Genomic DNA, 25,496 nt, shown 5'->3' with positions numbered 1-25,496 from the left:
CCGCCAAGCCTTCACAGGAACCGCCCCGATGCTCAACGCAACCCGTAACAAGTACAACGCCTACACTCAGCAGATCGGCAAGCTGAACAACGTCGCTGATCCCAGCCGCCAGTTCGAGGTGCTGCCGTCGGTGGCGCAGACGCTGCGCGCCAAGCTGAAAACGTCCAGCGACTTCCTCTCGAAGATCAACATTATCCCCGTGGTCGCGCAGGAAGGCGACAAGGTCGGCGTCGGCGTGAAGGGCACGATCGCCAGCCGCACGGATACCCGGACCAAGGATCGCGAGCCGCGCTACCCCGGCGATCTCGACGAGACGCGCTACCGCTGCGAGAAGACCGACTTCGACACGCTGGTGCGGTACGAGACCCTCGACGCCTGGGCACATCAGCCAAATTTCCAGACCCTGCTGCGCGACGCGATCATCAGCGCCAAGGCCGTGGACATCATCACGATCGGTTTCAACGGCGTATTCGTCGCCAAGACCACCGATGCCACCAAGTATCCGCTGCTCCAGGACGTCAACAAGGGCTGGCTCCAGCACATCCGCGAAGACGCCCCGGAACGCCACGCCGCAGGCGGCGAGCTGAAGGCGGAGGTGCGTAACGATGACGGCGTGGTGACCGCGGCAGGCGCGATCTATGTCGGCGCTGGCGAGGTTGGCTCCGAGGTCGATTACGTCAATATCGACGCGCTAGTGTTCGCAGGCATCGAATTGCTCGACGAGAACTACCGCGAGGATACCGACCTGGTCGTCATCGTCGGTCGCACGCTCGTCAACGACAAGTATTTCTCGATCGTCAACGCATCCGGCGACAAGGCGACCGAGCAGCTCGCGCGTGACGTTCTGCTTTCCGACAAGAAGATCGGCGGTTTGACCGCGGTCCGCGTGCCGAAGTTCCCCAAGAACGCCATCCTCATCACCACGCTCGCCAACCTGTCGGTCTATGAACAGATCGGCACCGAGCGTCGCAAGATCGAGGACAACGCCAAGCGCGACCAGATCGAGAACTACGAGAGCGTCAACCACGCCTATGTCGTCGAGGACATGGGCAAGGCGGTGCTGATCGAGAACATCGTCATGGGCAAAGCCCCGGCCGCGCCTGCGCCGGCTGGCGGCTAACCCTTTCCCCCCGTTCCCGCCCCCACAGGACACGCCATGAGCTTCGCTCGACGCCAGGAACAAATCCTAGCCATGAAAGCGGCGTCTGCTCCTGCATCCGGGGGCGGGCACACCCGTATCGCCGCGGTCGTACCATCGGCCGCGGCGGACCAACTCCCCATTCCCACCGGCAACACGCCGGCCGCCCGCAATGCCGCGACCGTTGCCCTGCGCTTCCGCCATGATCGCCAGCGCCTCAAGCAGATCAAATCCAAAGAGCTGAAGGTCGCCGCCAAGCGCCAGATGCTTCCGGAATATCAGGCCTGGTGTGACGGGCTGCTGGACGCCGGCCGTCGTGTCGAAGGCCGGCAACTCGACCCCACCGGCGCTGACGATGTCCTGCCGAGCATCATGGTTTGGTGCCTGGACGTTGGCGACTGGACGCGCGGCCTGATGCTGGCGAGTTTCGTCCTCCGCTTTTCCATCCCCATGCCTAAGCACTTCGTACGCGATGCCGCGACACTGGTCCTGGAAGAGATCGCGGACGCAGCGTTGCGAGCGCAAGCCCGGAGCGAAGCCTTTCCGTTGTACGTGCTGGAGGCCGTCGAGTTGCTGACGGACGGCATCGACATGCACGACGAACCAAAGGCCAAGCTGTTCAAGGCGATCGGTGCCGAGCTGGTGCGTGCAGCCGGCGAGGCGACCGGCGACGCGATCGTGCCGACGATCGAGCGCGCCGTGGCCGTGCTGACCCGCGCACAGGAAAAGAACGAACGTGTCGGCGTGAAGACGATGCTGCGTGGCCTCGAAAAAGCGAAGGCCGCAGCCATCAAGAACGCCGACGCCAGCACCGAAACACAGGCCGGCGACACCGCCGGCTGACCAAGCTCGCCCCCGGCGCTCGGGGACGGATCACGCGAGACGGGAGGCCTCCGGGCCGCAGGGCCGTCGATCGACCTGATCCCCACCCCCGTGAATTTCTAGGACCGTTCGATGGCCGACTTCCTTGTCAGCACCCTGATCGCCTTCGTGGGCGTCGTCGCGTTGGTCGCTGCCGTCGCGATCACGCTGCTTGGCGGCTTTGTCATGATCATCGCACGGAAGAGCGACCGACCGATCGAGCTTTCGCCCCGCCGCTACGCCTGGTGCGCGATTACGCTTGGTGTGTTGTTGGGGGGTAAGGCGCTCGACGTCGTCGCCAGCGTGTCGCTGTGACCGGCCTGATCGCAACCGTCCTGCCAGACGAGGATACGCCCGCACCGGCGCTGATCGTCAACGACGGGTTCTTTCCCGAGATCGATCCTGCGGTATTTCGCAAGCAGCATCGGATCCGCGACGCGGTGACGCCAGATCGCGCCCGCGAGGCGCTGATCGCGGCAATGCTGGCGGTCTATCGCGATCTCGCCGCCTGGGCATTGAGCCACCGCGCAGGGGGCACCCGGAAGCTTGACGACGTGCGGCGATCGGATGGGTCTATCTCGACGATCGACGGCATCAACACGCTTGTCCTGCTCTACCAGCGCGCCGTCTTCACGGCCGCGAAGGCGGAAGTCGTCGAGCGCTATCGCGACGTGGACCTGACCAGCGCCGGGCAGCGCAAGGCCGAGGATCTCGAACCGAGCATCACCGAGCTGCGCCGCGATTCAATCCACGCGATCCGAGATATGCTGGGCGTCACACGCACCACGGTCGAGTTGATATGACCTCGTCGCTCGACATCGTTCGTGCGCGCGACCGCGACACGCTCGACGCGCTGATCTGGCGCGAACGCAACCTCGGCCCGGCCGATCTGCCCGCCGTGCTTGCAGCCAACCCCGGCGTCGCCGGCCTCGGCTCGATCCTGCCGAAGGGTCAGCCAATCAACCTCCCCGCCATCGCCGCGCCGGCTACCGCCGTTCGCACCGATGTCCTCAACCTGTGGGACTGACCGTATGAAGGATCTACTTCACGACTTCGGGACCTGGCTGCTGGCGTTCGTCATCAGCCTGGTCCCCGCCGGCCTCGGGTCTGTCGTCAGCCTACTTGTCGAAACCGGCCTCACTTGGGGCCAGCGGATCGCGCAGGTCTGGGTCGGCATCGTCGTCAGCTATTTCGTCACGAACGCCGCCAACGCGATGTTCGGCATGCACCCGTTCGTGTCGCAGGCGATCGGCTTTCTCGTCGCCATGGTCGCCTTCAAGGGCGCCCCCGGTTTCATTGCCGGCTGCAGCGCCGTCCTCGCCGAACTGCCCGGCAAGCTTAGCGAGCGGCTGCTCGCGCTCATCCCGCGAAAGGACCCCAAGTAATGCCCGGTTACGGACCGCCCCCTACTCCCGCGAAGAAGCTCCCCCCCAAGACGCTGATCGGCGTAATCGGCGCGGCCGCAGCGCTGATCGTGACCCCGTTCGTGTCCGGATGGGAGTCGGGCGGCACGCCGCGGCTCGTTGCATACCAGGACATCGTCAAGGTGTGGACGATCTGCGGCGGCGAGACGCTGGGCGTGAAGCCCGGCATGGTCGAGACGGTTGCAGGATGTGAGCTGCGCGAGGAAGCGGCTCTCATTCGCCACGCCGAACCGGTCTTGGCCTGCACGCCAAACCTGCGCTCGCATCCCAACCAGCTCTCGGCCGCAATCAGCCTCGCCTATAACATCGGCACCGGCGGATATTGTGGATCAACCGTCGCGCGGCGCTTCAACGCCAGCAACTGGCGTGGTGCCTGCGATGCTTTCCTGATGTGGAACAAGGCGGGTGGCCAGGTCGTCCGCGGCCTCGACCGCCGTCGCCGCGCCGAGCGCGACCTCTGCCTGAAGGAGCTGCCCCGATGATCCGCACCCTGTTCGCCAAGGTAAAGGCCGAGGCCTTCTTCCTCGTCCTGCTCGCCGTCGCTGCGGTCGGTGCCTGGCTGTACGTCCAGTACCGCCAGGTCAGCGCCGATCGCGACGACCTGCGGCACCGCGCCGAGTTGATCTGCGCCGGATCGGGCGCGGACTTCGCCGCAATGGGTAACACCGCACGCGGTGTCCGGTGCGCACAAACGGTCGCCGGCTTGGTGAAATTCAAAAGCGACAGCGACCAGCTCACCGCCGCCACGCTCGCGCAGGCGATGGCCGATCACGACGCCCGACAGAACGACGACACCCGCGCCGCGCGCGCTGCTGCCGAGGCAGCAAGCTCGGCCGCACAACGAATGGAGATGGCAGATGCACAAGCTGAACGGACGAATCTTGTCGATAGCGATTGGTTTCGCGCTGTTAACGGCGTTGCCGGCCTGCGCCCGGCACGCTGACGCACCGCCAGCGGTCATCCCAGCGCCGATCGTGGTGAAGGTGAAGGACACGCCCCCGGCAGAGCTTCTTACGTGCGCTACGCGCCCCGAGGGCCTGCCGGAGGATCCGTCGCTGATCGCGCAAATTCCGACCAAGATCCGTGCCGGCATTATTCGCCTCGCCCGTGCCTTCGCCGGCAACGCCGATCGCGCCGACCGCCTGGTGAACTGGAACGTGCCCGGCAGCTGCCCGGCCGCGAAGACGGCACCGTGAAAAAGCTCGATAGCCTGCGCGCACATCTACTCGCATCTGTTCCCGAAATTGGGAACAGCCCCGAGAAGATGGAGATTTTCGTCGACAAGGGCGGTGTGGCGGTGCGCGCAGGCTCGCTCTCGTTCGAGTATTCTTACACCGCTTCGGTATGGGTGCAAGACTACTCGGGCAGTGTGGACAACCTCCTGGTGCCGATCCTCGCATGGATCGCTGCCAACCAGCCTGATCTATTCGAGAAGGGTCAGCGCAAGCCGTTCACGTTTGAATCGGAGCTGCTCGACGCGGAGACGTGCGACATCACGATCTCGATCGACCTGACCGAACTGGTCCGCGTCGAGCAACAGCCGAACGGCCTTAAGGTCACGCATCTACCCGAACCGATTATAAACGACGCCTTTGCGGGCGTCCCGACCGGCACCAACCTATGGGCCGGCCTGATCGAGGACGGCGCCGGCATGGTCGAGATTGTGACGCGATGAACGACTTCGCGCCGATCGAGCAGCTAGTCCGCGATCTGCTGGTGCGTACCGCCGCGCCTGAACGCGCACGCTTGATGCGCTCGATCGGCCGCGAGATCCGCAAGAGCCAGTCGGACCGTATCGCTGCCCAGCGCGATCCCGAGGGCGCGGCGTTCGCCCCACGCCGTCCCAAGCCCGATCGCGGCCGGAAGAAAGGCAAGCTTCGCCAGCAGAAGATGTTCCGCAAATTGCGCATGGCTAAGAGCCTGAAGGCGGGCGGCAACGGCGACGAAGTATGGGTCGGCTTCGGCGGTCGCGCATCGCGGATCGCGAGCATCCACCAGGCCGGCCTGTCGGACGCCCCGGCACCTGGTCAACCGAAGGTACGCTATGCCCGGCGCGTGCTGCTCGGCCTGACGGAAACCGAACAGCAACGGATCCTCGATCTGATTCTTGCCCAGGTCGCGCCCAGCTAGGCCAATTCGAGGTCCGCGCCGGTACATGACTAAAGGTCATCTCTCTTGTAGAAAGCGTTTCTACAAGAGCGTGCCATAGCCACGCCCTCGCCGCGCCGACGACATGGCCCGCGCCATGACCGTCACAACCGCCATCGTCGATCTATCGAAGCTCGATCCGCCGACGATCGTCGAGCAGCTCGACTATGAGACGATCCTCGCGCGCAAAGTCGCGCGAATGCAGGCGCTACTTCCGGACTTCGACGCGACCGTCGACAGCGATCCGGCCATGAAGGTCATGCAGGTCGCGGCTTACGACGAACTGTTACTTCGCCAGGACTTTCAGGAACGCCTGGTCGGCCGCCTGCTCGCGTACGCCACCGGTGCCACCCTTGATCATATCGGCGCGGCGATCGGCGTCGGTCGCCTCGTCGTCACGCCGGCCAACGCCACCACCGGCGCGGTAACCGTCTACGAGGACGATGACAGCTTCCGCGCGCGGATCGTCCTCGGTCCCGAAGGCTTTGCCGCTGCCGGTCCCGAGCTTGCCTACGTGAAGCGGGCGAAGGACGCTGGCGTTGACGTCCTCGACGCCAGCGCCATTTCGCCGGCACCTGGTGAAGTGCTGGTCACTGTCTTGTCGCGATCTGGCGACGGCACCGCCCCCGAGGCGCTGGTGCAAGCGGTACGCGACATTGTTACCGACAAGGCGGTTCGACCGGTTGGCGACTTTGTCACCGTGGCAGCGGCAACGCAGCTTCGTTTCGTCATCGACGCCAGGCTTTGGACGTTCGCCGGTCCCGACCCCGCACTGCTGATTGCAACGTCACGCAAACAACTCGATAAGTATTTGATCGACGCACGTCGCCTCGGGCGCAACGTCACGCTGTCCGGCATCAACGCTGCGCTCACCACGCCCGGTGTTCAGCGCGTGGAGATCGTCTCGCCCGCGACCGACATCGTTTGCGACCGCACTCAGGCTGCACTCTGCACTACCCTGACGATCACGCATGGCGGCTATGACGACTAGTCTCCTACCGCCCAACGCGACACCGCTGGAAAGAGCCTTGGAGGCCGGCGTACGTGCCGGCAGCATTGCAACGCCTGTCGACGTCATCGACGATCCGCTGAACTGCCCGGACGATGTGCTTTTCTGGCTGGCTTGGGGGCTGTCGGTCGATAGCTGGGATGCGGACTGGTCAGAAGCCGATAAGCGCGAGGCGACCGCAACCTCCTATGCATTCCACCGCATCAAGGGAACGCGTCTCGCGGTCGAGACGGTGTTGGCGCGCTTCGACAAGCTCATCAAACTGGTCGAATGGCATGAAGCCGAGCCGCGTCGTGCGCCGAACACTTTCGAAGTCGTTCTCCCGCTCGTCCTCGATAACGGGACAGCGCCTGGCGGACGTCGCTCTACCGCCGCTTTTGCCGAGGCCATCATCCGCGAGGTCTCGCGCGTAAAGCCGCTGCGCGAACACATGACGCTCGTCCACGCACTGACCTTGGACGGCTCTGTCGGCGTCCAAGGCGTCGCACGCGGCTTCATCGAGATCCGTCAGGACATGGACCTGGTCGCCGACACCTCGCCCGAATGGGATTTCTATCTGCAGACTGAGACCGGCGAGCCGCTGCTCGACGCCACGGACGGCAGCTATCTGGACACCAGCCTATGACCGCGCTCCGTCTCGTCCTCACGAAAGCGGGGATCACACGCTTCGCTTCCGCCCAGCTTGGCGACCCGATCGACCTGACGATCGCCGCGATCGGGCTGACCGCGGCTGACTTCATCGCGGCCCCGACGCTTACCGCGCTCCCCGGCGAGTTTCGCCGCGTCACCGCCGTTTCCGGCATCGTGGCCGGCGACAACACCGTGCATATCGTCATCCAGGACGCGGAAGAGGTCACCTACACGGTGCGGGGCTTCGGCCTTATCCTTGCCGATGGCACGCTGCTGGCAGCCTACGGCCAACCCACCCCGATCGTCGAGAAGCCGCTCGCCGGCACGCTCTATCTGCCGCTCGATCTCGCCTTCCCGACCACCGCGATCAACAGCCTGACGTTCGGCAGCACGAACTTCCTCAATCCGGCCGCGACCACGACGAAGAAGGGCGTGGTCGAGCTGGCGACGAAGACCGAGGGCCTTGCTGGCGAGGATCCGCTGCGCGTCGCGCCCGTCGCGGTCGTTCGCGCTATGCTGGAACAGCATGTGCCAACCGGCTCGATCCTGCAGTGGTTCGGCGCGGTCGACTCCGTCCCCAAGGGTTGGGCAATCTGCGATGGCAGCGTCGTCGATCGTGGCGATGGTAAAGGCCAGATCACGACGCCCGACATGCGCGGCCGCGTTGCGGTGGGCGCGACGATGGACGCGCCAGCCGGCACTAAGTTCGGTGCGACGTCGAAGGATCTGAACACCGGCAGCGCCGGCGCTCACACGCCGATCGCGACCGTCGCCGTCGAGAACGCTTCGACTAGCAGCACCGTGACCACCACGACGCGCAACGTCGATGCCGGCGGATCCGCGAACAACGTCGTCACCAGCGTCACGCTCAACGATCCGATGCACACGCACGTCGCGCGCGCGACCGTCGATGCGGTGCCGGCGCATGACCACACCGTCACGGTCGACGTCACCCAGCCGTCGCTGTCCCTTCATTACATCATGAAGATCTGATCCATGGCGAAGATTTCCGAACTCCCCGCGCTGAATGATCCGGACGGCAACGAGCTGGTCCCTGTCGTCAAAGGCGGAAAAACAATGCGCGCTAACGTCGCCGGTCTGGTCGCCGGTGCTGTTGCGGGCACCGTCGACAACCTGAAGGTCGATGACGTCGCCTATATCGGCCGCCCTGTTGGCGTCGCGCTGGTCGACGGCACGCCGGTCGGCATCGGTGCCATCTACTGGCATCACTTGGTCGAGGATCCTGGCAGCCTGGTCGCGATCGACGTGTTCGACAGGACCGCAGGTCTCAATAATCTGGCGGTCTACCGCGGGCCGCTCAACGCGCTGGTACGTGTGAGCCTCTCCACGTTTGCGACCACCGGGACGCGGACAGATCGCCGGATCCCGCTGGCAGCTGCAATCGCCCTGCGTGCCGGCGACGTCCTCGCGATCCAGCCGGCGAACGGAACGCTTACCGTTGCCGAGGTGCAATCCGGCGACATCGGCTACACGTACAGCGCGCCGTATCTGCCCGAGACTTTGGCTCTCGGCGCGCCGACAACCAACGGCCAGGTGCAGGTTCGTTTCGTCATCAACTACCGCAAACAGGTGGTGACGGCCGGCACCTTCCTCGAAGCGACTGCCGTCAAGATCGTCAGCCCCCGCGCTGTCGCGATCAACAGCGATGCAAACCCGCGCGGCTATCTCGAATGGAAAACGACCGGCCGACCGACCGGGCACTTGGTCAAGTGGGGCACCTACACGGTCACGCTCGATGGCCAGGCGCAACGCATGGATTTCCCCAACTACTCGCTCGCGCAGCCTTACGCCTTCATCGGTAACAGCCTGACGGACAGCACCGACGTCCTCAATCGGTGGTCGCAGGTGCTGTCCGCTCGATACCGCCAGCTCATGATTAGCGTGGCGCGCTATTCGTCGGATTGGCGGATGGTCTACCGCGTCGGTGCGAAGGCGATCGTGCTGACACTCGCCGGGGCAGTGCCGGCGAACGGGAGCGTAGCCGTATCGCTTATCAACGGCGCGGTGATCGACGGCAATAACCCAGCCGCGTTCCTGACGACCGGCGATCCGGGCGTCGTATCGGGCATGGCCATGAGCGGATACCTCACGCGCAACGGCGTGACGCGCCGCGCGACCGTGTCCGCGCCGAACGGTGCCAGCTTCGCCTATGTTGTGACGCAGGCGCCAGGACAGACGGCGATCACGTTCGATGGTCCGGTGACGTTCGTGCCAGACTTCGAACTGTCCGTGCCCGGTCGTATTTGCGTCATCTGGCTCGGCAACAATTACTTCTTCAGCGGCGTCGCGAACGCATACGGGGATTATACCAATCCGCAGATGTGGATCGATCTGAAGCTGATCGTCGCATTCCTTCAGGCGCGCGGGTGCCGGGTCCTACTGATCCCGATCATCCCGTCGGCCAATACGGCAGAAGGGGACAACTGGCTCGCGCGCGGTGCTGGCACGCCATACACCGCCATGGAGTCCGCCAATGCGCGCACCGAAGCCATGTTCCCCGGACTTGTGGCGCGACATGCCGATGGCCGGCGTTTCCTAAAGTTCCTGCAGGATCGGAACGACGGTTCGCCAGAAGCGCTCGACGACGTCGCTAAGGGTTTCACGCCGCGTAACCTGCGCCGCAGGGCGGACGGGTCTTACGACTTGCTCCACATGTACGGCGACGGGACCGGCGATCTCGCGGTCGCCGACTTCGTGGACAGCGCGCTGCAGGCTCAGGCGTTGCCCAACGCCGTCACGCAAACGACCGACTTCGCTATCACGGCGATCGGCGGGGGCGACCAGACATCGGACGTGGCGATTGCACGCGTGGTTCGTGATTCAATGGCGGACCTCTCGGACGCGATCGCGCGGCTTGACTACTCAGGTTTGAATGTCCGTGGGTTCAGCGCCAACCCCGTGTTTGCCGAGGTCGGTGCGACGGTCGCAAACGTGGCGCTTGCCTGGACGATCGAGGGGGTACCGCCCACCGTTCAGACGCTGATGCGAACGGGCGGCATTGCAACAGCGCTGACCGCAAACGATCGCGGCAAAAACGTCGTGGCAAACTTTGCGACGGATACAACGTTCGACTTCACCGCGACCGATACCGCCGCGCCGGCCGGCGCGATCGGCGCGACCAGGACGGCGAGCGCGACCCTCCGCTTCCTTCCCAAGTGGTACGCCGGCATCTCCGCCGGCAGCGCCCCGAGCAATGCAGTCCTTCGCGAGTTCCCCTCGCAAGGTTTTGCTACGTCTCGCGCCCGCACGATCATCTTCGATGCGACTGGCGGCGGACGTCCAACCTTCGCCTGGCCGGCCGCGCTCGGCGCACTGACCAGCGTCAAGGTCGGTGGTCTGAGCTTCACTGATTTCACCGTGACGACCCGCGACGTGATCAACGCCAGCGGTGCCACCGTGCCGATGAACATCCTCGTCTTCAACACGCCGCAAACGGGCGCTTCCATTGAGGTCACCTTCGCATGAGCACTATCCTCGGCACCAATGTCGCGGCTCCGATCACGCCGTTCGATACGGCTGATCAATATCCCACCCACCGCGAAGAGTTCGGCCAGGGCGGCTATCGTGCGACCGCCACAGCAGCCGATCGCGATGCGATCCCAGCTGCGCGCCGCGAGGCAGGGATGCGCGTGAAAGTTCTGGCGGCCGATACGGCGGGCATCACAGGCCGTACCTATACACTCGCGGCCGATCTGCTGACGTGGGCCGGCGAACTCACTGAAGGCGAGATGAAGCAGCTCACGGCGAACAGCGAGAAGCGCGCGCGCCGCATCTCGGATGGGCGGGTGTATGCGCTGACCAACAACCTCGACGGCACGATCAAGATCTCCGCCTCGCAGGGCCGCATATGGGACGAAAACCAAGCCGGCTCGCCGTCGTTTCGTGTGAACGGGATCGCTGACGTCGTCCTTTCGGCGAATCGGGCGCTGGTCGTCGACCTTGACAGTGCCGTCGACAGCAACGGTCGGTTGACGCCGACTGTCGTCAACCTCGGATCCGTTGGCAGCGTCGGGTGGCAGTCGGGAAACTGGGTCGTGCTTTTCTCGCATACGACCAGTTCGAGCGGCCTCCCGATCGACCAGATCTACGGCGGTGGCGCTTACCGCCTGAACTTGCCGGTCCCCGATACGACGCCGCTCGATCTCAACACGCGCCGCGCCCGCTACAATGTCACCGGCCGGATCTACGCGCTATCCGCAGCACCTAACGCGCTGACGATCTCGGCATCGCAGGGCCGCGTGTACGCCGAGAACAATGCCGGCAATCCTTTGTACAAGATCGACGGCGTCACCAACGTCGTCATCCCCAACGGGCAGGCACTGATGGTCGATCTCGATAGCGCGGTAAACGCATCGGGGCGGGTGGTGCCGTATGTCGGCAACCCCGCCTCGGTTGCGAATGCCGGATGGCAGAGCGGCAACAAGCTGGTGCTGTTCGCGAACGCCAACACCGATGCCGGGCTGCCTATCGATCAGATTTACGGCGGCGGACCTTACGTGCTGCACCTGCCGGTCCCCGACACTTCGGCGTTGGCGACCAGCACGCTGCGCACGCGCCGAACGGTCGACGGCCGCATCTTCAAGCTGGTCAACAACGGCAACGGCACCGTGACGGTTTCGATCAGCCAGGGCCGCGTCTGGAAGGAAAACGCCACGGGCAGCATCGAGTATCGGATCGACGGCCTGGCCGACGTGGTGCTTGGCGCTAATCAGGCGATCGTCGCCAACTTGGACGACCAGCCTGCCGGCAGCCTGACCCGTGTTGTTCCAACGGTGGTGAACAATCTGGCTGCAGGCGCGAATAGTGGCTGGCAGAGCGGCAACAAGATCGTCCTGTTCAGCCACACGACCAGCGGATCCTCGGCTTCGCCACTGGACCAGATCTACGGCGGTGGTGCCTACCGGCTAGAGGTTGCAAGCATCGCGCGCGACAACAGCTTGGTGATTGCAAAGGTCGCCCCAACGAATGGCGGCATCGGCTCGATGAACATCTATGTTCCGGGCGCGAAAGCCCGCTGGACTGCATGGAGATTCTTGCGGAGCTTGAACACGGATCTCACCAAAGGCCCGAAGGTCGACGTCTGGCGCAACTCGGGGCAGTACGACGTATCTTTGGACGCGAGCTATTTGCAGACGATCGTTGCGCAGCTTACCCGACAATCGGAGATCGAGACGGCGGTGATGCAACCGGGCCGCGCGGACTATTCGGGCGGCATCAGCCACGGCAACCAGGTAATGACCGAGTTCAAGGCGTTCGCCGACGGGAGCGAGTTCGATCCGGCTGTTGCCCAGACGATCACCGCCAAGGAACTGACGTTCTACATGACGTCGGCGCTGTTTGATAATGCCGCCCCGGATACCAAGATTGCGGACGTCTACACGCACTGGCGATGGACGGTGAAGGGTCTGCGGCTCGAGGTGACGTTCGTCATCAGCGGGGCGCAGACCTTCAGCTACATCTACGCCGGCATCTTCCCCGTCTTCCGTCAGAACGATGCAGGTCAGCTGATGGTCACGAAGGGGCGTCGCTCGCCGCCTCGGCCGGGGCAGTACGAAGAGGATCTGACGACCGCGACGTACAGCCAGTTCACGAACAAGGCGAGCGAGCTGGTCGGCTACGGTAACGGCTACATCTTCCGCGCCCGCAAGGTAGCGGGATACGACGACGCGACCGCGCCGCTGCGCTCAACGTACTTCGCGCCGACCGTCGATAACAAATTCTACTTCAACCAGATCACGGCAGCGAACCCTCAGACTTTCGCGGATGGCACCGTGATCGGTCCGGTGGTTACGGAGTTTGAGATCCTGAACCCGAACTAATAGGGGTGCTGCTATTCCGCAGCACCCCCAATTCCGGCTGTCGGTTCAGCCGTCAAAACGGCGCGTCCGAACAACTGCGACACCCGCAATAGACCGATCGGACGGGTGTATCGTGCCTACGGCCTTAAACGCGCCGCTTGAATTTGGAATGAAGCTTCCAGAAACCTCAACCACTTCGTTGTCCTCCGGAGGATCAAACCGAGAGGCCCAGATTACGACTACCGCTATAGACCCGGTGTCATACGGCGCGGGCTTTATGGTTCCGACCAACGCCTTCAGCGGCTTCCCCTGATACTCCACGTCCAGCGTGCGGCCGCTCAACTCCAACCTGGCGTTCTTGAATTCTTGTGCATCGACGGGCTGCGCGTGAATGCCGAGAAAACGCGGAGAGTTCGGAGCGTCGACATTCAACAGGCAAGTCGACTCATCTGGAACCCGAATTTCAACGCGGTTGGCACCGGCACTCAGGGCAGTGCGCGCGAGGTGATCGATGCCGTTCAGGACCTGTGCGTTATCAACAACGTTGGCGGAAACTTCGACTGACACCGTTTTCTGGCGTGCTTGCGCGTCGTCCTTTGAGATGAAAAAGCCAAAGGATAGCCCCGCTGTTATTAAAAGAGGCCCCAGAGATTGCATTAGAGTCGAAACATTCGCAGCATTTTCCAAACTTTCGCCGTATTCGCCGTTGAAGCGCTTCATGATGCCTTTAAGCGCAAGCCGCACGCTACCGCGATCTGCGGCAACGATGTAATACTTGATATCAGCTTCGCCTTGACCAAGAGCTTCTACCAAAGTTCGCATTACATTTGAAAGGGCTTCGCACAGTTCGTTAACGATCGCCGGATCAAGCAACACGGTGCGGCCATCATTATTCTCGAATTCAAAAACGATCACGTCGTTCAACATCTGTAGGCCCCACTTGATCTTGTCTCGCGATCATTGCGCGTGAGAATCGCCACTGCAACCCGGAGCCGTGATGAAAATCTACATTCGCGCAACCAAGGTGAGCGGGAACTCGATCGTGCAGTCATGCGTGCCTCGCTCGATCGACCGACCTCCGGGTAATGAGGCAAGGGTTCCGCCGCTCTTGTAGAATGTGTTTCTACAAGAGCGGGGCCTCGCCTCTCCGAACGTCCCGCGCATGGTCGCCGCTATGGTCGAACATGCCGATACCCAACGCCTCATCGGCGATCTTGCGCGCGAAGGCGTGATCGTTTCGGTCGATCATGCTGCCGGCACCGCCTGCGTTCAGTTCGCCGACGAACTGACGACCGGTGATATTCCGTGGCTTGCGAGCCGCGCAGGATCGACGCGCACCTGGTCGCCGCCTGCCATTGGCGAGCAAGTCATGGTTCTCGCACCCGAAGCCGACACTGCGCGCGGCGTCATCATCGGTAGCCTGTCGAGCGACGCGCATCCGCATCCGGCAAACGATGCCTCTACCCTGACAGAATACGAGGACGGCGCACGCATCGGTTACGATCCGAAGTCGCACTCGCTGACTGCAATTCTCCCAGTCGGCGCGACCGTCCGTATCGATGCGGATGGTGGCCTCTCGTTCAAGGGCGACATGACGGTCGATGGCAACATCAAGTCGACCGGCACGATCACCGCAGACACAGACGTTGTCGGTGCCGGCAAGAGCCTCAAGGATCACGTCCACCATGGCGTCCAGCCGGGCGGCGGGCTGTCGGGGAAACCGCAGTGATCGGCATGGATCGCCATACAGGCAAGCGCCTCGCTGGCGGGGATCACCTCGGCCAGTCGATCGACGACATCCTTGAAACGCCGGTCGGCACACGCTGCGGGCGGCGCGACTATGGCTCGGAAGTCCCCAAGCTGATCGACCAGCCAAACAACGAACTCGGCCGCGTCCGGATCATTGCCGCCGCGGCGCACGCGCTACTTCGTCAGGAGGGCCGTGCACGGCTTTTCCGCGTCGTGCTTTCGCCCGGAAAACTCCCCCAGTCGGCCGTCCTCACGATCACTGGTCGTCGCACCGACGTGCCCGGCGCACCCGCCTTTACCCACTCGTCCACCGTCCGCGCCCTGTCGGCGCTCGCCTGAAAGGTCCGCACATGAGCTTCCTCCACGGGATCAACGTCAACGAGGTGAAGTCCTCGCGCCGCTCGATCCTCACCGTCGCCACCGCCGTCATCGGCCTGATCGCCACCGCGCCAGCCACGGTGGCCGGCGCATTCCCGCTCGATACTGCCGTCGCGGTTACGAACATGGACGACGCGATCGAGAAGGCCGGCGCGGACGGCACGCTGCGCGCCGCGCTGAAGGCCATCGCCGGCCAGGTCGACGCGCCGATTGTCGTGGTGCGCGTTGCGCCAGGTTCTACGCCGGCAGCGACGGCGACCGCGGTCGTTGGTACCGATGTGGCTGGCGTGAAAACCGGCATGCAGGCGCTGCTCACCGCGTCGGCGCAGTTGAACCTGCATCCCCGAATCATCGGCGCACCTGGTCTCGAAAGCGAGGTGGTCACGAAGGCGATGGTCACTGTCGCCAGGCGGCTCCGCGCCCGCGTCTACGCGTACGCCATCGGCAACGACCGCGGCGAGGCCATCGCCCACCGCGCCCTGTTCCCCGACGCGCGCGAGCTGACGTTGCTCTGGCCCAGCGTAACCGCTCCCTATGGCGCTGACGGTGCAAGCATCGGCGTGCCGGTCGCGGCCGTCGCGATGGGCGCACGCGCCGCGATCGACCAGACGCAGGGCTGGCACAAGACGCTGTCGAACGTTGCACTGCCGGAGGTCGACGGCCTGGCCGCAGATGTGACCTTCGATATTCAGGACGCTGATTGCGACGCGAACGTACTGAACGCGTCCCAGCTGGTCACCGTCGTGCGTATCGCGGGCGAACTTCGCTTTTGGGGCAATCGCACCTGCGCCGCACCCGCCAGCGACTTCGTGTTCGAAAGCGCCTGCCGCACCGCACAGATCCTTGCCGACACCGTCGCGCTCGGCCTGGTGTGGGCGATGGACAAGCCGCTGCTGCCCAGTCTGGCGAAGGACATCGTCGAGCAGATCAACGAGAAATTCCGGCAGGAAAAGCGTGCCGGCCGCATCCTCGGTGCCGTCGCGGTGTTCGACGGGGCCAAGAACCCGGTCGATCAGCTGAAGGCTGGCAAGCTGCTCATTGGCTACCGCTACACCTTCGTACCGCCGCTGGAGGCGCTCGGGATCGAGCAGGAGATCTCCGACGAGTTCTTTGCCGACTTCACCAGCCTAGTCGCCGGCAACTAAACCCACCTCACCCACGAAAGGTCGACGCGATGGCGTTCCCCAGCAAGCTCAAGCAGACGATGATGTTCAACGACGGCGAAGCCTTCATCGGCGAAACCGTCTCGATCACGCCCCCCAAACTCGCGCGCAAATTCGAGGAATACCGTGCCGGTGGCATGGGTCGCGCAGTCAAGGTCGACATGGGTGGCGAGCCGCTCGAAATGGAGGCGACGTATGGCGGTCCCATGCGCCAGATCCTTCGCCAATACGGCATGCTCAACCTCGCCGGCGTACAGCAGCGCTTCGTCGGATCATTCCAGAACGACGACACTGGCGCAGTCGACGTCTTGGAGATCGTTACGCGCGGTCGGCACGAAGAGGTCGACATGGGCGAATGGAAGCCCGGCGAGGACACCGAATTCAAGGTCAAGAGCCAGCTCAGCTACTTCAAGCTGACGTGGAACGGCGTCGTCGAAGTCGAGATCGATGTTCTCGGCATGATCGAGATCGTCGGTGGCGTCGACCTGATGGCCGCACATCGCGCCGCGCTGGGCTTCTGATCTCCGCCTTAGCGCTTCCGCGCTGACCCAACCAACTACCAAGACCTGTCAGGAAACGTACGATGGACAACCAGAACGACAACTCGACCCCCGCCCCGGCCGGTGCACCAGGTGACATCACTATCGAATACGATGTCGTCGTTGCTGACAAGGTCGTGCTGCCGGCGGGCACGGTGGTTCATGTTCGTAAGCCGATGGCCGGAGCATTGCGCGGCGCGAATCTCGGGGGCTTGGTACGTATGGATTTCAACCAGGTCGCGCTTGTGGCCCCACGCGTGACCCAGCCGATCCTGCATCCTCATCTGATCGACGCGATGGATCCCGCGGACGTCATGCAGGTCGCAGGGGTGCTGGTCGATTTTTTGCTGCCGACTGCGACGAAGGAAGCGCTTTCCCAGAGCATGTAGAGGAGCCGATGGCGGATATCGCCTTCGTCTTTCATTGGCCACCTGACGCGATGGACGCGCTGGCGGTTCCCGACTTGATGCAATGGCGCAACCGCGCCGCTCGCCGTCACAATCCCGAAGGAAAATAGCGTGGACCGTAACCTGCGCATTCGGATGCTCTTGGAGGCCGGTGACCGCGTCACCGGCCCTTTGCGCGCTATCGCCGGTGGATCGACGAAGGCGGCGCAGGCGCTTCGGCTGACCCGCGATAGCCTGAAAGCGATCGAGCGTGCGCAGGGCGACATCGCCGGTTTCCGTGCCTTGAAAACTGGCCTGCGCTCGACCGAGCAGCAGATGCAATCCGCCCGCCAAAATGCTTCGGCGCTCGGCCGTCAAATGGCCGAAACCGCAGAGCCCACGCGTGCGATGACCCGCGAATTCGCTAAGGCGAAGGCCGAGGCCGCAAAGCTCGAACGTCAGCACCAGGCCGAGACGCGCGAGTTGGGAACGCTCCGTGATCGTCTGCGCGAGGCCGGCGTCGCTACGACGGATCTGGCACGCCATGAACGCGACCTTCGGAACAGCGCCCGGGAAACCAATCAAGAGATCGCCGAGCAGGAACGGCGCGTAAGTCGTTTGGCCGATCGCGAGCGCCGCATGGCGACCGGCCGTGCGCGGTTCGCCCGCATGCAGGGCGTGGCCACTGGCCTTGCGGCCGGCGGTGCCGCGGCGATCGGCACGGGCATGGCGATGGCGACCCCGCTTATCGGCAGCATCAAGGCGGCGCAGGAATACCAGTCGGTGATGACGGATATCGGTCAGAAGGCTGATCTTTCGCGTGCCGCGTCGGATAAGCTCGGCCGCAACCTACTGGTCTCCGCTCGCGCCGCAAATCAAATGCCAGCGGATCTGCAGGCTGGCGTCGACGCCCTTGCTGGTCTCGGTGCCAAAGTCCCCGACGCGGTGAAGATGATGACGCCGATCGGCCGAGCGGCGACGGCGTATAAGGCGGAAATCGCGGATCTATCCGCTGCCGCGTTCGCCGCAACCGATAACCTGAAGGTGCCGGTCGCGCAGACCGGAAAGATCATCGACGTCATGGCCAGTGCCGGCAAGGCAGGCGCGTTCGAGATCAAGGATATGGCGCAGTATTTCCCGGCGCTGACGGCCGCATATCAGGGCCTGGGCCAAACGGGCATCGGTGCCGTGGCCGATCTTGCTGCCGGACTGCAGATCGCTCGCAAGGGTGCCGGCGACGCCGCATCTGCAGGCTCTAACCTCGCGAACATCCTTCAGAAGATCGCATCCCCCGCGACAAACAAAGCATTTGAAAAGATGGGCGTGGATCTCCCGAAGGCGCTGAAAAAGGCGTACAGCGAAGGGAAGACCCCCCTAGAGGCCATCGCGGAGCTTACGAACAAGACGCTTAAAGGCGACCTGTCGAAGCTGGGGTATCTTTTCGAAGACGCCCAGGTGCAGCAGGGCCTTCGCCCCCTGATCCAAAACATGGAGGAATTCCGGAAGATCCGGGCCGAGGCATCGAAGGCGGGCGGCACGACGGATCGCGACTTTGCCGATCGCATGAAGGACTCGGCCGAGCAATCCAAGCAGTTAAAGATCAACGCCACCACGCTGGCGATCACGCTCGGGTCGCAGCTGCTGCCAACGGTGAACGCGGTCGTAAAACGGGCCAATGCGTTTGCGACCTGGATCGGTGATGTTGCCAACCGGTATCCGAATGCGACGAAGGCGATCGCCGTAGGTGCCGCGGCATTTGCCGGCCTGTTCTTCATCTTGGGCGGCGGTGCGATCGTCATCGCGGGCTTGGTCGCGCCGTTCTCCGCACTGGCATTCGCCGCCGGCGCGCTTGGTATCGGTATGCTGCCAGTGATCGGCATCGCCCTTGGTGTGGTCGCCGGTATCGTCGCGATCGGCGCCGCAGCCTACCTGATCTACGCGAACTGGGGCGCAATCAGCGGCTGGTTCGCTGGCGTGTGGAACGGGATCAAGGCAGGGTTCGCCGGTGGCATTGCCGGAGTCGCCGGCATGCTGCTCAACTTCAGCCCGGTAGGTTTGGTCTACAGCGGCGTTGCCGCCCTGCTCAGCCTGTTCGGCGTTCAACTGCCGGCACGCCTCACCGAAGCCGGCCGTCACATGATGCAGGGCCTGGTCAACGGGTTGTTGAGCGGGCTGCGCTGGGTGGTCACTGCTGTCACAAGCGTTGCCAGCACCGCTTCCGGTGCCTTTCGAAAAGCGCTGGGCATTAAGTCACCTAGCCGCGTCTTCATGGGCTTTGGCGGTCACATCGTCGACGGCTTGACGAACGGCATCGCCGCGCAGGAAGGCGAGCCCGTCAGGCGCATGGATCGCCTATCAAGTCGCCTTACCGCGGCGATGGTCACCGGCAGCGCGATCCCAGCGATGGCGGTGGCCGGTTCCGCCAGCACGCCGTCCGCGCCCGCGGGCAACGCAGGTGCTTCCTCGCCTAGCTACGTGATTCATATCAACCAGCAGCCGGGACAAGACAGCCAGGCGCTTGCCCGCGCCGTTGCAGACGAACTCGACCGCCGGGATCGAGAGACAGCTGCGCGTGGCCGTTCGTCGTTTGCTGACACCCCTGATTATGAGACCGTCTGATGCTGCTCGCACTTGGCCTGTTCGCTTTCTCGATCGACACGCTGGCGTTCGATGAGATTGCCCGTCGTGCCGACTGGCGGCACGCCACGTCGACGAGGATTGGAGCGCGCGACGCCACGCAGTTCACCGGCCCCGGCGTCGAGACGATCGCGCTGCCCGGATCAGTTTATCTGGAGATCGCGGACGGACGGGTTTCGATCGACGAGCTGCGCCGCATGGCGGACACCGGCGATGCCTGGTCGCTGGTCGACGGGCGCGGCTATGTCTACGGCTCCTACGTTATCACCGGTATCGACGACCGCGGCAAAGTCTTCTTTCAGGATGGTACGCCGCGGCAGATCGATTTCGCGATCGACCTACTTCGCGTCGATAGCGACGTAGCATGATCTCCAATATCGCCGCGGTTCGTGTCGTTGTCGACGGCAAGGACATTACGCCAGTCCTAGAAGGCAAGGTGCCGCAACCGAACGGCCGCCCGCCACGCCGTCGCCTCGTCTCGCTGGGGATCAGCGAGAAACGTGGAGAGGAAGCCGACCAGCTCGATCTGGTCATCGACGATACCGACGGCACCGTCGCGCTCCCGCCGACTGGCGCGAAGATCCACGTATGGCTCGGCTGGAAGCAGGGCAGCGACGTCACGTCGGGCCTGGTCGACAAGGGATGGTTCATCGTCGACGAGGTCGCGCATGGCGGCCCACCCGACCTGATCACGATCCGCGCGCGCTCGGCCGACTTCACTAGCGACCTGAAGACCAGGCGAGAGAAGAGCTGGCACGGTACAACGCTAGGGACGATCGTAAGCGATGTGGCGCAGCATCATGGTCTTACGCCGCGCTGCGCTGCTAGTCTCGCCGGGATCGCGATCAAGTCGAAGGCACAGAACCGGGAAAGCGATTTGGCGTTTCTGCGCCGGCTCGGCCGAGAGCGTGGCGCGGTCGCCAAGATCGCTCGGGGCGTCCTCATGTTCTCGCCAATATCTGCCGGCGTTACCACGACGGGCAAGCCGATCGCCATCGTCACCATCGCCCGGCGCGATGGCGATGCGCATCAGTACAGCCGCCAGAAGCGCGACGACGTACCCGGCGTGAAGGCAACGTGGCACGATCGCAAAACCGGCAAACGTCAGCACTTCGTTGCAGGACAGGCGGAAGGAGCGAAGATACTATCTCGCGTCTACGGTAACGAGATCGACGCACAGGCTGCCGCGAATGCGGCGAGCGGACGCGCTGGTCGCGAACCGGTTTCGCTTTCACTAACGCTTGCCTTAGGGCGCCCGGATATACATCCTGAGACAAAGGCTATTGTTACGGGTTACAAAGATACGATCGATGCGGTGGGCTGGTTGGTTAGCGAAGTTGCACATTCCGTCAGTGACCGCGGATATACGACTTTATTGAAACTGGATCGCGAATGATGCGGCGTACCGATATATCAGAGCTACTCAGCTCGATCTTCATGCGCATCCTCCACTTCATCCTCGAAGTCATAAGTCAGATCATGGGGATTTATTATCTTGGCAACCTCAGACTGCCCAAACTGTCCGACTAGCGCTTCTCTTGTTAAACCCATATGGTTGAAAAATACATTCCTGTCGATGCGTGCTCGACTAGTTCCTAAAACATGGCCACCTTCTACTCGCTGTGACAACTCACGAGCCTCAGCCTTTTCCACGTGCTCTTTGTTACTTATTATAAGATCGCGAAGTTTGATAACCGTGTTCACATCAAACGTTAATAGATCTTCCAGAAGTTCGCTGTAATCTTCGTCATCCGACTTATTTTCTGGTGGCAATAATTCGTCAAGCAAAGACTGCAACAGGTCTACGTTGAGGGGATCGTCATCGTTGATTGTTACCCCCGCGCTATCAATGTAGGCATCCCTTTCCTCTAGAACTCTCGATAGTTCAAGGTCTACAGTTTCTAGTAGCGCAGAAATTCTATTAATGGTCCTTCGCAACGGTAGAGGAACACTCTCCTCCTTCTTGTACTGAAGCTTGTGAGATGAAGCCGCCCAGATATGTTGAGATAAAGTACGAACCTGGATCTCAACATATATTTCGCCAAGATCAGAATAGCTAGGAACACCTAACCAAGTATCTTTCAGCTTAACGATGTAATGTGTTGACTGATACCCGAACTGTGTCGACCCAAGTCTATCAATCGTATTTTCCGAGCTAACAACGTCGAAGTTGTCGTTGATCAAGACATCCAGCGCTGGAAGGTCTCTGAGAAATAACAGTATAAATCTCATTCCTGCAATATCTTGAATGTCAGATATTTTTTTGGGCTCTCGCCCTTCGATCTTCTGCGATAGCGAACTCCAATCCTTCACTCTTTTTTCGATAGGCACACCAAGAGACACTCCATGCTTCGCAAGCAGAGCAGGCATTTGGTTCGCAATGCCGTCAATAATACGCGTAGCTAGGGGCAAGAGTCTTTGGTACTCTGCATGAAAATCTTTTTTTCCTGTGCCGGCGCCCGGCTCCTTTTCGAGTTTACCTTCGGCCTTGGCGAGTCTTTTTCGCGGTCGCACAGGGGTCGAGGTATCACGCGCCATGCTTATAAACCTACCATTAGTGAATTGTTGTTCAAAAGTTATTCTCGACGAGAAAGCGCCAAATTTCTTTTTTTGGCAATATGCTTTACTTCAAAAAATAGCATTGACTGATATTCGCTATTTTTGTCTCAACTTTCAGGTTGATCAGGAAGTACACGTCCCGTCATCAGCATATTGCGTTTTCTGTACGTAACAACTGCAGTCACGTTCCGTCGTGCGACGTTGGGTTTGCCAACTTTCCATTCACATCTTTAGTAACTAGATTTTTGCTCACGCTCAGTTGCCCAATCTCACCGCCGCGCGTCTTTGCCCGCACCCTGATAATCATTGCCGCCCCCTCGCTCCCTCGGACTAGATAAACAAAGCTCTATTTTTGTAGGATATCCTGCCTTACGGTTGAGAACGAAACAGGAACAGAATGAGTAGAGCATATGGCGTCAGTCTTCCAGTCACAGCCCGCGTGCGAACGTGGATGCGACCGGTGTGAAACCACCTGTGCTATGCTTGCTGTCGTACGGGACGATCGCCATGACCGTCTTCAGGTTCGTCTGGACGCGCACCGCCGACGTCCGTCTCCTCAAACACGAGTGGCCCTCGAACGAGCCCGAGCCCTTTGGGAAGCAGCCGTGCGAGCTCATGCGCGAGAGCTTCCTGCGACAACCCTTCCGAAGCCTTTAAAACGCCAAGAAACATGCGCTCCAGCGCCCGTATATCCGGGAGCAGGACTTGCATTGTGGCGATCTGCGCGTTCGGCTTAGCGCTCGGTGGCGGCGCATCTTCGCCCGGATCGTCGATCTCACCGGTAAGGTACTCGGAGGTAGTGCCAAGGGCCCGAGCGATCTTGTGGATATAGGTGGATTGCGCGCTGATACCGGCTTCGAGTTTGCCGATCGTCGGTTGAGTAACGCCTACCTGCTTCGCCAGCGCGGCTTGAGAGAGCCCTCGCGCCTTGCGCCGTTCAGTGATCCGCTCGCTCATTTGCATACCGATTGAATATTCCAACAGGAATTAGAGACCAGCAACTATTGCGCATTGACCAATCTATTCTTTTAAGAATATATGGCGGCATGCAGTCTCAACTGACACCCCAGCAAGCGTTCAATGAAGCGCTTCAGCGCGCCGGCTCACAGGTCGCGCTGGCGATAGTCATTGGCAAGAAGCAGCCAGCGATATCCAAGCGTCTTAATGGCTCTTGCCGCGCTGAGCCCGATGAGGCCGTGGCGATCGAACGTAAGCTCGGCGTGTCGCGTCACCTCCTTCGTCCCGATATCTTCGGAGAGTTAGCGGCGGAGATTGGCAGCGTCGATTGTAATCGCCTCGCGGTTTTCCAGTCGAAGGCCGCTCGATGACTAAGCCACGTATTCCCGACAGCTTTCCCGACGCTATGGGCAAGGTCCTCGCGCAACTCGGTCGCGAACGCGCGGCTGCGGTCGTCGGTAAATCGGTAAGCACGGTCTACGAGTGGGCGAAAGAAGACACGCCAACGCTCCCGTCGCTGATGGAGGCCCTCGCTCTCGATACCGCGCATCGGCTTGCTGGGGGCGAGGACGCACCTTTCCGCGACGCCTTCAGCCATCAGCTCGATATCGAAGTTGATCAGCAGGACGCCTGCCGCCGCGCGCTTATCGACGACTCGGTCGAGTTCATTGGCGAGGCAGGCGATCTGCAAGCCGCTCTTTTCATTGCCGTTCAACCCGGCGCTTCCCCGCTCGATCTCCATCGCGCGCTGGTCGAGGTAACGCAGGTTGAAGGCGTCGTGCGCCGCATACGTCGGCGCCTGCCCCGTTTCCTTCGTCCTGCCATGTCGACCGGGCCGGGGAATACCGGGGGGACCCATCAGTGACTAAGACGAAGAGAAACTACACGCCGCGCGTACCCGCAACGGTGTGCCCACACTGCCTGACGCGCTCGATCGCATACGACTCCGTCCAGCTCGACGTGTTCACGCGCGAGATCCGCTACGTCTGCCAAGATGCCGATTGCCTCCACACCTTCGTGGCGCAGCTCGGCATCTTCCGGACGGTGCGGCCGAGCATGAAGCCAAACCCCGCGATCACGGAAGCGATCCTGCCGCACGGGCAGTGGCGCTCGAAGCCCGCGAACGATGACCAGCGGGTGCCTGCCAACGACGATCAGCCTGACGCGGCGGAGGTCCTGCCTTCCCCGACCTGATCCCGTGACCTGATCCCCGCGGCCTCGGCCGCAAACGTCCTGAACCATCCCCCCGCCATCCGGAAGCACCCGCTTCCGGCGCCGCTACCCCCTTGCCGAAAGGAATGCCCAATGATGCACGCTTTCCCGCGTACATTCACGATGCCGATGCAGCGAGGCGAGCGCGCCGCGACCGCCAGCGCCGCGGCCCTGACGCCTGCCGTGTACCTCCGCCTGCGCCGCGAGGCGGCTGGCATGTCGATCAAGGAAGTCGCCGGCATGCTGGCGCGGAACGCCGACGAGGTCGCACCTGCGCTCGACCTGATCTACGTGCTGGAAACGCCCGGCAATACGGCACGTCACCCCGAGACGCTAGAAGCCCTTCGCAGCGTCTTCCCGTTCGATCCGGACGTGTACCGCCAGCTTGCTACCGATCCGGTCGACAGCCACCCCCGCATCTGCCGTGGCTGCGGTTGCAGCCATTGGGATCCCTGCACGAGTGACGAGCATGGCGCGTGCGCCTGGGCAACCGATACCGCTTGCACGGTCTGCCTGCCCGACACCGTGCCGGTGGAGTGCTGCCAGTGATCGCCGTCGAAACCAGCGCCACGCAGCTCGAGCGCGCCATGCGCCGCCGTCGCATCGCCAAGATCGTCCTGGCGATCCTGTTCGCAGTCATCTGGATCCCCGTCGCGATCGTCATGCTCGTCGCCGGCACATCGGATCGGCGTCGCTGATGCTGCACGATGTCCTCACGGGCGTAGCGCTGACCGTATTCGGCAGCGTAGGCGCGACGGCGATCGGCGTGATCGCCGCGACGGTAGCCCCGCAGTGGAGCCGGATCTGCCGGCTGGCACTCGGCAACGTCGAGCCCGCATTCAAACCCCTGCCCGCGACGCCGTTCGCCAAAGCGGCTCGCTCGTGAC

The 25,496-nt window shown here is 62.6% G+C and carries 34 protein-coding genes; 31 read left to right on the top strand and 3 right to left on the bottom strand.

The genetic code is table 11. The features are described from left to right. Nucleotides 1-28: 28 nt before the first annotated feature. The 16 genes from C8J25_RS16495 to C8J25_RS16420 all read left to right on the top strand — a co-directional run bounded on the left by C8J25_RS16495 (nt 29) and on the right by C8J25_RS16420 (nt 13,050). The gene (locus C8J25_RS16495; protein ID WP_107955474.1) at nt 29-1,120 is read left to right on the top strand and encodes a phage major capsid protein, P2 family; all 1,092 of its coding nucleotides are present in this window, start codon (nt 29-31) and stop codon (nt 1,118-1,120) included. A gap of 36 nt (nt 1,121-1,156) precedes the next feature. Then, a complete protein-coding gene (gpM, locus tag C8J25_RS16490) occupies nt 1,157-1,981 on the top strand; it encodes a phage terminase small subunit (RefSeq protein ID WP_244187165.1) in 825 nt (274 codons plus the stop codon). A gap of 111 nt (nt 1,982-2,092) precedes the next feature. Further along, on the top strand, nt 2,093-2,314 hold the full coding sequence (locus C8J25_RS16485) for a hypothetical protein (RefSeq protein ID WP_107955472.1): 222 nt from the start codon (nt 2,093-2,095) through the stop codon (nt 2,312-2,314). Next, complete coding sequence (locus C8J25_RS16480) at nt 2,311-2,802, top strand: head completion/stabilization protein (protein WP_107955471.1); 492 nt, start codon at nt 2,311-2,313, stop codon at nt 2,800-2,802. The genes C8J25_RS16485 and C8J25_RS16480 overlap by 4 nt, the downstream gene beginning before the upstream one ends. Beyond that, nucleotides 2,799-3,026 carry a tail protein X gene (locus C8J25_RS16475; protein WP_107955470.1) on the top strand — a complete coding sequence of 76 codons (228 nt, stop codon included), beginning with the start codon at nt 2,799-2,801 and terminating at the stop codon, nt 3,024-3,026. The genes C8J25_RS16480 and C8J25_RS16475 overlap by 4 nt, the downstream gene beginning before the upstream one ends. Nucleotides 3,027-3,030: 4 nt before the next feature. Beyond that, on the top strand, nt 3,031-3,384 hold the full coding sequence (locus C8J25_RS16470) for a hypothetical protein (RefSeq protein WP_056063737.1): 354 nt from the start codon (nt 3,031-3,033) through the stop codon (nt 3,382-3,384). Beyond that, nucleotides 3,384-3,905 (top strand): lysozyme, encoded by a 522-nt coding sequence (locus tag C8J25_RS16465; protein ID WP_107955469.1) that lies wholly within the window; start codon nt 3,384-3,386, stop codon nt 3,903-3,905. The genes C8J25_RS16470 and C8J25_RS16465 overlap by 1 nt, the downstream gene beginning before the upstream one ends. Further along, on the top strand, nt 3,902-4,366 hold the full coding sequence (locus C8J25_RS16460) for a hypothetical protein (RefSeq protein ID WP_107955468.1): 465 nt from the start codon (nt 3,902-3,904) through the stop codon (nt 4,364-4,366). Before C8J25_RS16465 ends, C8J25_RS16460 begins: the two co-directional genes overlap by 4 nt. After that, on the top strand, nt 4,281-4,619 hold the full coding sequence (locus tag C8J25_RS16455) for a hypothetical protein (protein ID WP_244187164.1): 339 nt from the start codon (nt 4,281-4,283) through the stop codon (nt 4,617-4,619). Before C8J25_RS16460 ends, C8J25_RS16455 begins: the two co-directional genes overlap by 86 nt. After that, nucleotides 4,616-5,098: a phage tail protein gene (locus C8J25_RS16450; protein ID WP_107955466.1), complete on the top strand. Its 483-nt coding sequence runs from the start codon at nt 4,616-4,618 to the stop codon at nt 5,096-5,098. The genes C8J25_RS16455 and C8J25_RS16450 overlap by 4 nt, the downstream gene beginning before the upstream one ends. Beyond that, nucleotides 5,095-5,553: a phage virion morphogenesis protein gene (locus C8J25_RS16445; RefSeq protein WP_107955465.1), complete on the top strand. Its 459-nt coding sequence runs from the start codon at nt 5,095-5,097 to the stop codon at nt 5,551-5,553. The genes C8J25_RS16450 and C8J25_RS16445 overlap by 4 nt, the downstream gene beginning before the upstream one ends. A 115-nt stretch (nt 5,554-5,668) precedes the next feature. Then, nucleotides 5,669-6,562 (top strand): baseplate assembly protein, encoded by an 894-nt coding sequence (locus C8J25_RS16440; RefSeq protein WP_107955568.1) that lies wholly within the window; start codon nt 5,669-5,671, stop codon nt 6,560-6,562. Continuing rightward, complete coding sequence (locus C8J25_RS16435; RefSeq protein ID WP_107955464.1) at nt 6,552-7,205, top strand: phage tail protein I; 654 nt, start codon at nt 6,552-6,554, stop codon at nt 7,203-7,205. Before C8J25_RS16440 ends, C8J25_RS16435 begins: the two co-directional genes overlap by 11 nt. Beyond that, the gene (locus C8J25_RS16430) at nt 7,202-8,203 is read left to right on the top strand and encodes a tail fiber protein (RefSeq protein ID WP_107955463.1); all 1,002 of its coding nucleotides are present in this window, start codon (nt 7,202-7,204) and stop codon (nt 8,201-8,203) included. The genes C8J25_RS16435 and C8J25_RS16430 overlap by 4 nt, the downstream gene beginning before the upstream one ends. 3 nt (nt 8,204-8,206) lie before the next feature. Continuing rightward, entirely contained in the window at nt 8,207-10,696 is a 2,490-nt protein-coding gene (locus C8J25_RS16425) for a hypothetical protein (protein ID WP_107955462.1), read from the top strand. Continuing rightward, nucleotides 10,693-13,050, top strand: a complete 2,358-nt coding sequence (locus C8J25_RS16420) for a hypothetical protein (protein WP_107955461.1) — start codon at nt 10,693-10,695, stop codon at nt 13,048-13,050. Before C8J25_RS16425 ends, C8J25_RS16420 begins: the two co-directional genes overlap by 4 nt. A 45-nt stretch (nt 13,051-13,095) precedes the next feature. Here C8J25_RS16420 and C8J25_RS16415 read toward each other — a convergent pair whose 3' ends face one another. Continuing rightward, the gene (locus tag C8J25_RS16415; protein ID WP_107955460.1) at nt 13,096-13,956 is read right to left on the bottom strand and encodes a hypothetical protein; all 861 of its coding nucleotides are present in this window, start codon (nt 13,954-13,956) and stop codon (nt 13,096-13,098) included. A 235-nt stretch (nt 13,957-14,191) separates the two neighbouring features. Here C8J25_RS16415 and C8J25_RS16410 point away from each other — a divergent pair, with 235 nt between their 5' ends. The 9 genes from C8J25_RS16410 (at nt 14,192) to C8J25_RS16370 (ending at nt 21,277) form a co-directional block, all read left to right on the top strand. Further along, entirely contained in the window at nt 14,192-14,758 is a 567-nt protein-coding gene (locus C8J25_RS16410; RefSeq protein WP_244187163.1) for a phage baseplate assembly protein V, read from the top strand. A gap of 5 nt (nt 14,759-14,763) precedes the next feature. Beyond that, complete coding sequence (locus tag C8J25_RS16405) at nt 14,764-15,117, top strand: GPW/gp25 family protein (protein WP_341871542.1); 354 nt, start codon at nt 14,764-14,766, stop codon at nt 15,115-15,117. 11 nt (nt 15,118-15,128) lie between these two features. Then, nucleotides 15,129-16,301, top strand: a complete 1,173-nt coding sequence (locus C8J25_RS16400) for a phage tail sheath subtilisin-like domain-containing protein (RefSeq protein WP_107955458.1) — start codon at nt 15,129-15,131, stop codon at nt 16,299-16,301. A gap of 29 nt (nt 16,302-16,330) precedes the next feature. Continuing rightward, the gene (locus C8J25_RS16395) at nt 16,331-16,840 is read left to right on the top strand and encodes a phage major tail tube protein (protein ID WP_107955457.1); all 510 of its coding nucleotides are present in this window, start codon (nt 16,331-16,333) and stop codon (nt 16,838-16,840) included. 62 nt (nt 16,841-16,902) lie between these two features. Further along, nucleotides 16,903-17,247, top strand: coding sequence for a phage tail assembly protein (locus C8J25_RS16390; protein WP_107955456.1), 345 nt, complete (start codon nt 16,903-16,905; stop codon nt 17,245-17,247). Nucleotides 17,248-17,255: 8 nt separating this feature from the next. Beyond that, nucleotides 17,256-17,375, top strand: a complete 120-nt coding sequence (locus C8J25_RS16385; protein WP_056063779.1) for a GpE family phage tail protein — start codon at nt 17,256-17,258, stop codon at nt 17,373-17,375. Nucleotide 17,376: 1 nt separating this feature from the next. Further along, a complete protein-coding gene (locus C8J25_RS16380) occupies nt 17,377-19,863 on the top strand; it encodes a phage tail tape measure protein (protein ID WP_244187162.1) in 2,487 nt (828 codons plus the stop codon). Then, entirely contained in the window at nt 19,863-20,249 is a 387-nt protein-coding gene (locus C8J25_RS16375) for a phage tail protein (RefSeq protein ID WP_107955455.1), read from the top strand. The genes C8J25_RS16380 and C8J25_RS16375 overlap by 1 nt, the downstream gene beginning before the upstream one ends. Beyond that, nucleotides 20,246-21,277, top strand: coding sequence for a contractile injection system protein, VgrG/Pvc8 family (locus tag C8J25_RS16370; RefSeq protein WP_107955454.1), 1,032 nt, complete (start codon nt 20,246-20,248; stop codon nt 21,275-21,277). Before C8J25_RS16375 ends, C8J25_RS16370 begins: the two co-directional genes overlap by 4 nt. A 23-nt stretch (nt 21,278-21,300) precedes the next feature. Here C8J25_RS16370 and C8J25_RS16365 read toward each other — a convergent pair whose 3' ends face one another. Together C8J25_RS16365 and C8J25_RS16360 are read right to left on the bottom strand one after the other, a co-directional pair. Continuing rightward, on the bottom strand, nt 21,301-22,419 hold the full coding sequence (locus tag C8J25_RS16365; RefSeq protein ID WP_107955453.1) for a GTP pyrophosphokinase: 1,119 nt from the start codon (nt 22,417-22,419) through the stop codon (nt 21,301-21,303). Between the two features lie 498 nt (nt 22,420-22,917). After that, nucleotides 22,918-23,397, bottom strand: a complete 480-nt coding sequence (locus C8J25_RS16360; RefSeq protein ID WP_167397740.1) for a helix-turn-helix domain-containing protein — start codon at nt 23,395-23,397, stop codon at nt 22,918-22,920. An 89-nt stretch (nt 23,398-23,486) separates the two neighbouring features. Between C8J25_RS16360 and C8J25_RS16355 the strand changes: the two genes are divergently transcribed. From C8J25_RS16355 to C8J25_RS16335, 6 genes are all read left to right on the top strand, one after another. Continuing rightward, nucleotides 23,487-23,768, top strand: a complete 282-nt coding sequence (locus C8J25_RS16355; protein ID WP_107955451.1) for a transcriptional regulator — start codon at nt 23,487-23,489, stop codon at nt 23,766-23,768. 35 nt (nt 23,769-23,803) lie between these two features. Continuing rightward, entirely contained in the window at nt 23,804-24,262 is a 459-nt protein-coding gene (locus C8J25_RS16350; RefSeq protein ID WP_107955450.1) for a hypothetical protein, read from the top strand. Beyond that, nucleotides 24,259-24,591, top strand: a complete 333-nt coding sequence (locus tag C8J25_RS16345) for an Ogr/Delta-like zinc finger protein (protein ID WP_107955449.1) — start codon at nt 24,259-24,261, stop codon at nt 24,589-24,591. The genes C8J25_RS16350 and C8J25_RS16345 overlap by 4 nt, the downstream gene beginning before the upstream one ends. Before the next feature lie 111 nt (nt 24,592-24,702). Beyond that, the gene (locus tag C8J25_RS16340; RefSeq protein ID WP_107955448.1) at nt 24,703-25,158 is read left to right on the top strand and encodes a hypothetical protein; all 456 of its coding nucleotides are present in this window, start codon (nt 24,703-24,705) and stop codon (nt 25,156-25,158) included. Continuing rightward, complete coding sequence (locus tag C8J25_RS20810; protein WP_167397739.1) at nt 25,155-25,307, top strand: hypothetical protein; 153 nt, start codon at nt 25,155-25,157, stop codon at nt 25,305-25,307. The genes C8J25_RS16340 and C8J25_RS20810 overlap by 4 nt, the downstream gene beginning before the upstream one ends. Further along, entirely contained in the window at nt 25,307-25,495 is a 189-nt protein-coding gene (locus C8J25_RS16335) for a hypothetical protein (protein ID WP_107955447.1), read from the top strand. The genes C8J25_RS20810 and C8J25_RS16335 overlap by 1 nt, the downstream gene beginning before the upstream one ends. Nucleotide 25,496 lies beyond the last annotated feature (1 nt).

Source organism: Sphingomonas faeni, from assembly GCF_003053745.1.
Classification (GTDB): domain Bacteria; phylum Pseudomonadota; class Alphaproteobacteria; order Sphingomonadales; family Sphingomonadaceae; genus Sphingomonas; species Sphingomonas faeni.
The sequence above is the reverse complement of the archived record's forward strand: the minus strand, read 5'-3'. Positions and strand labels throughout refer to the sequence as shown.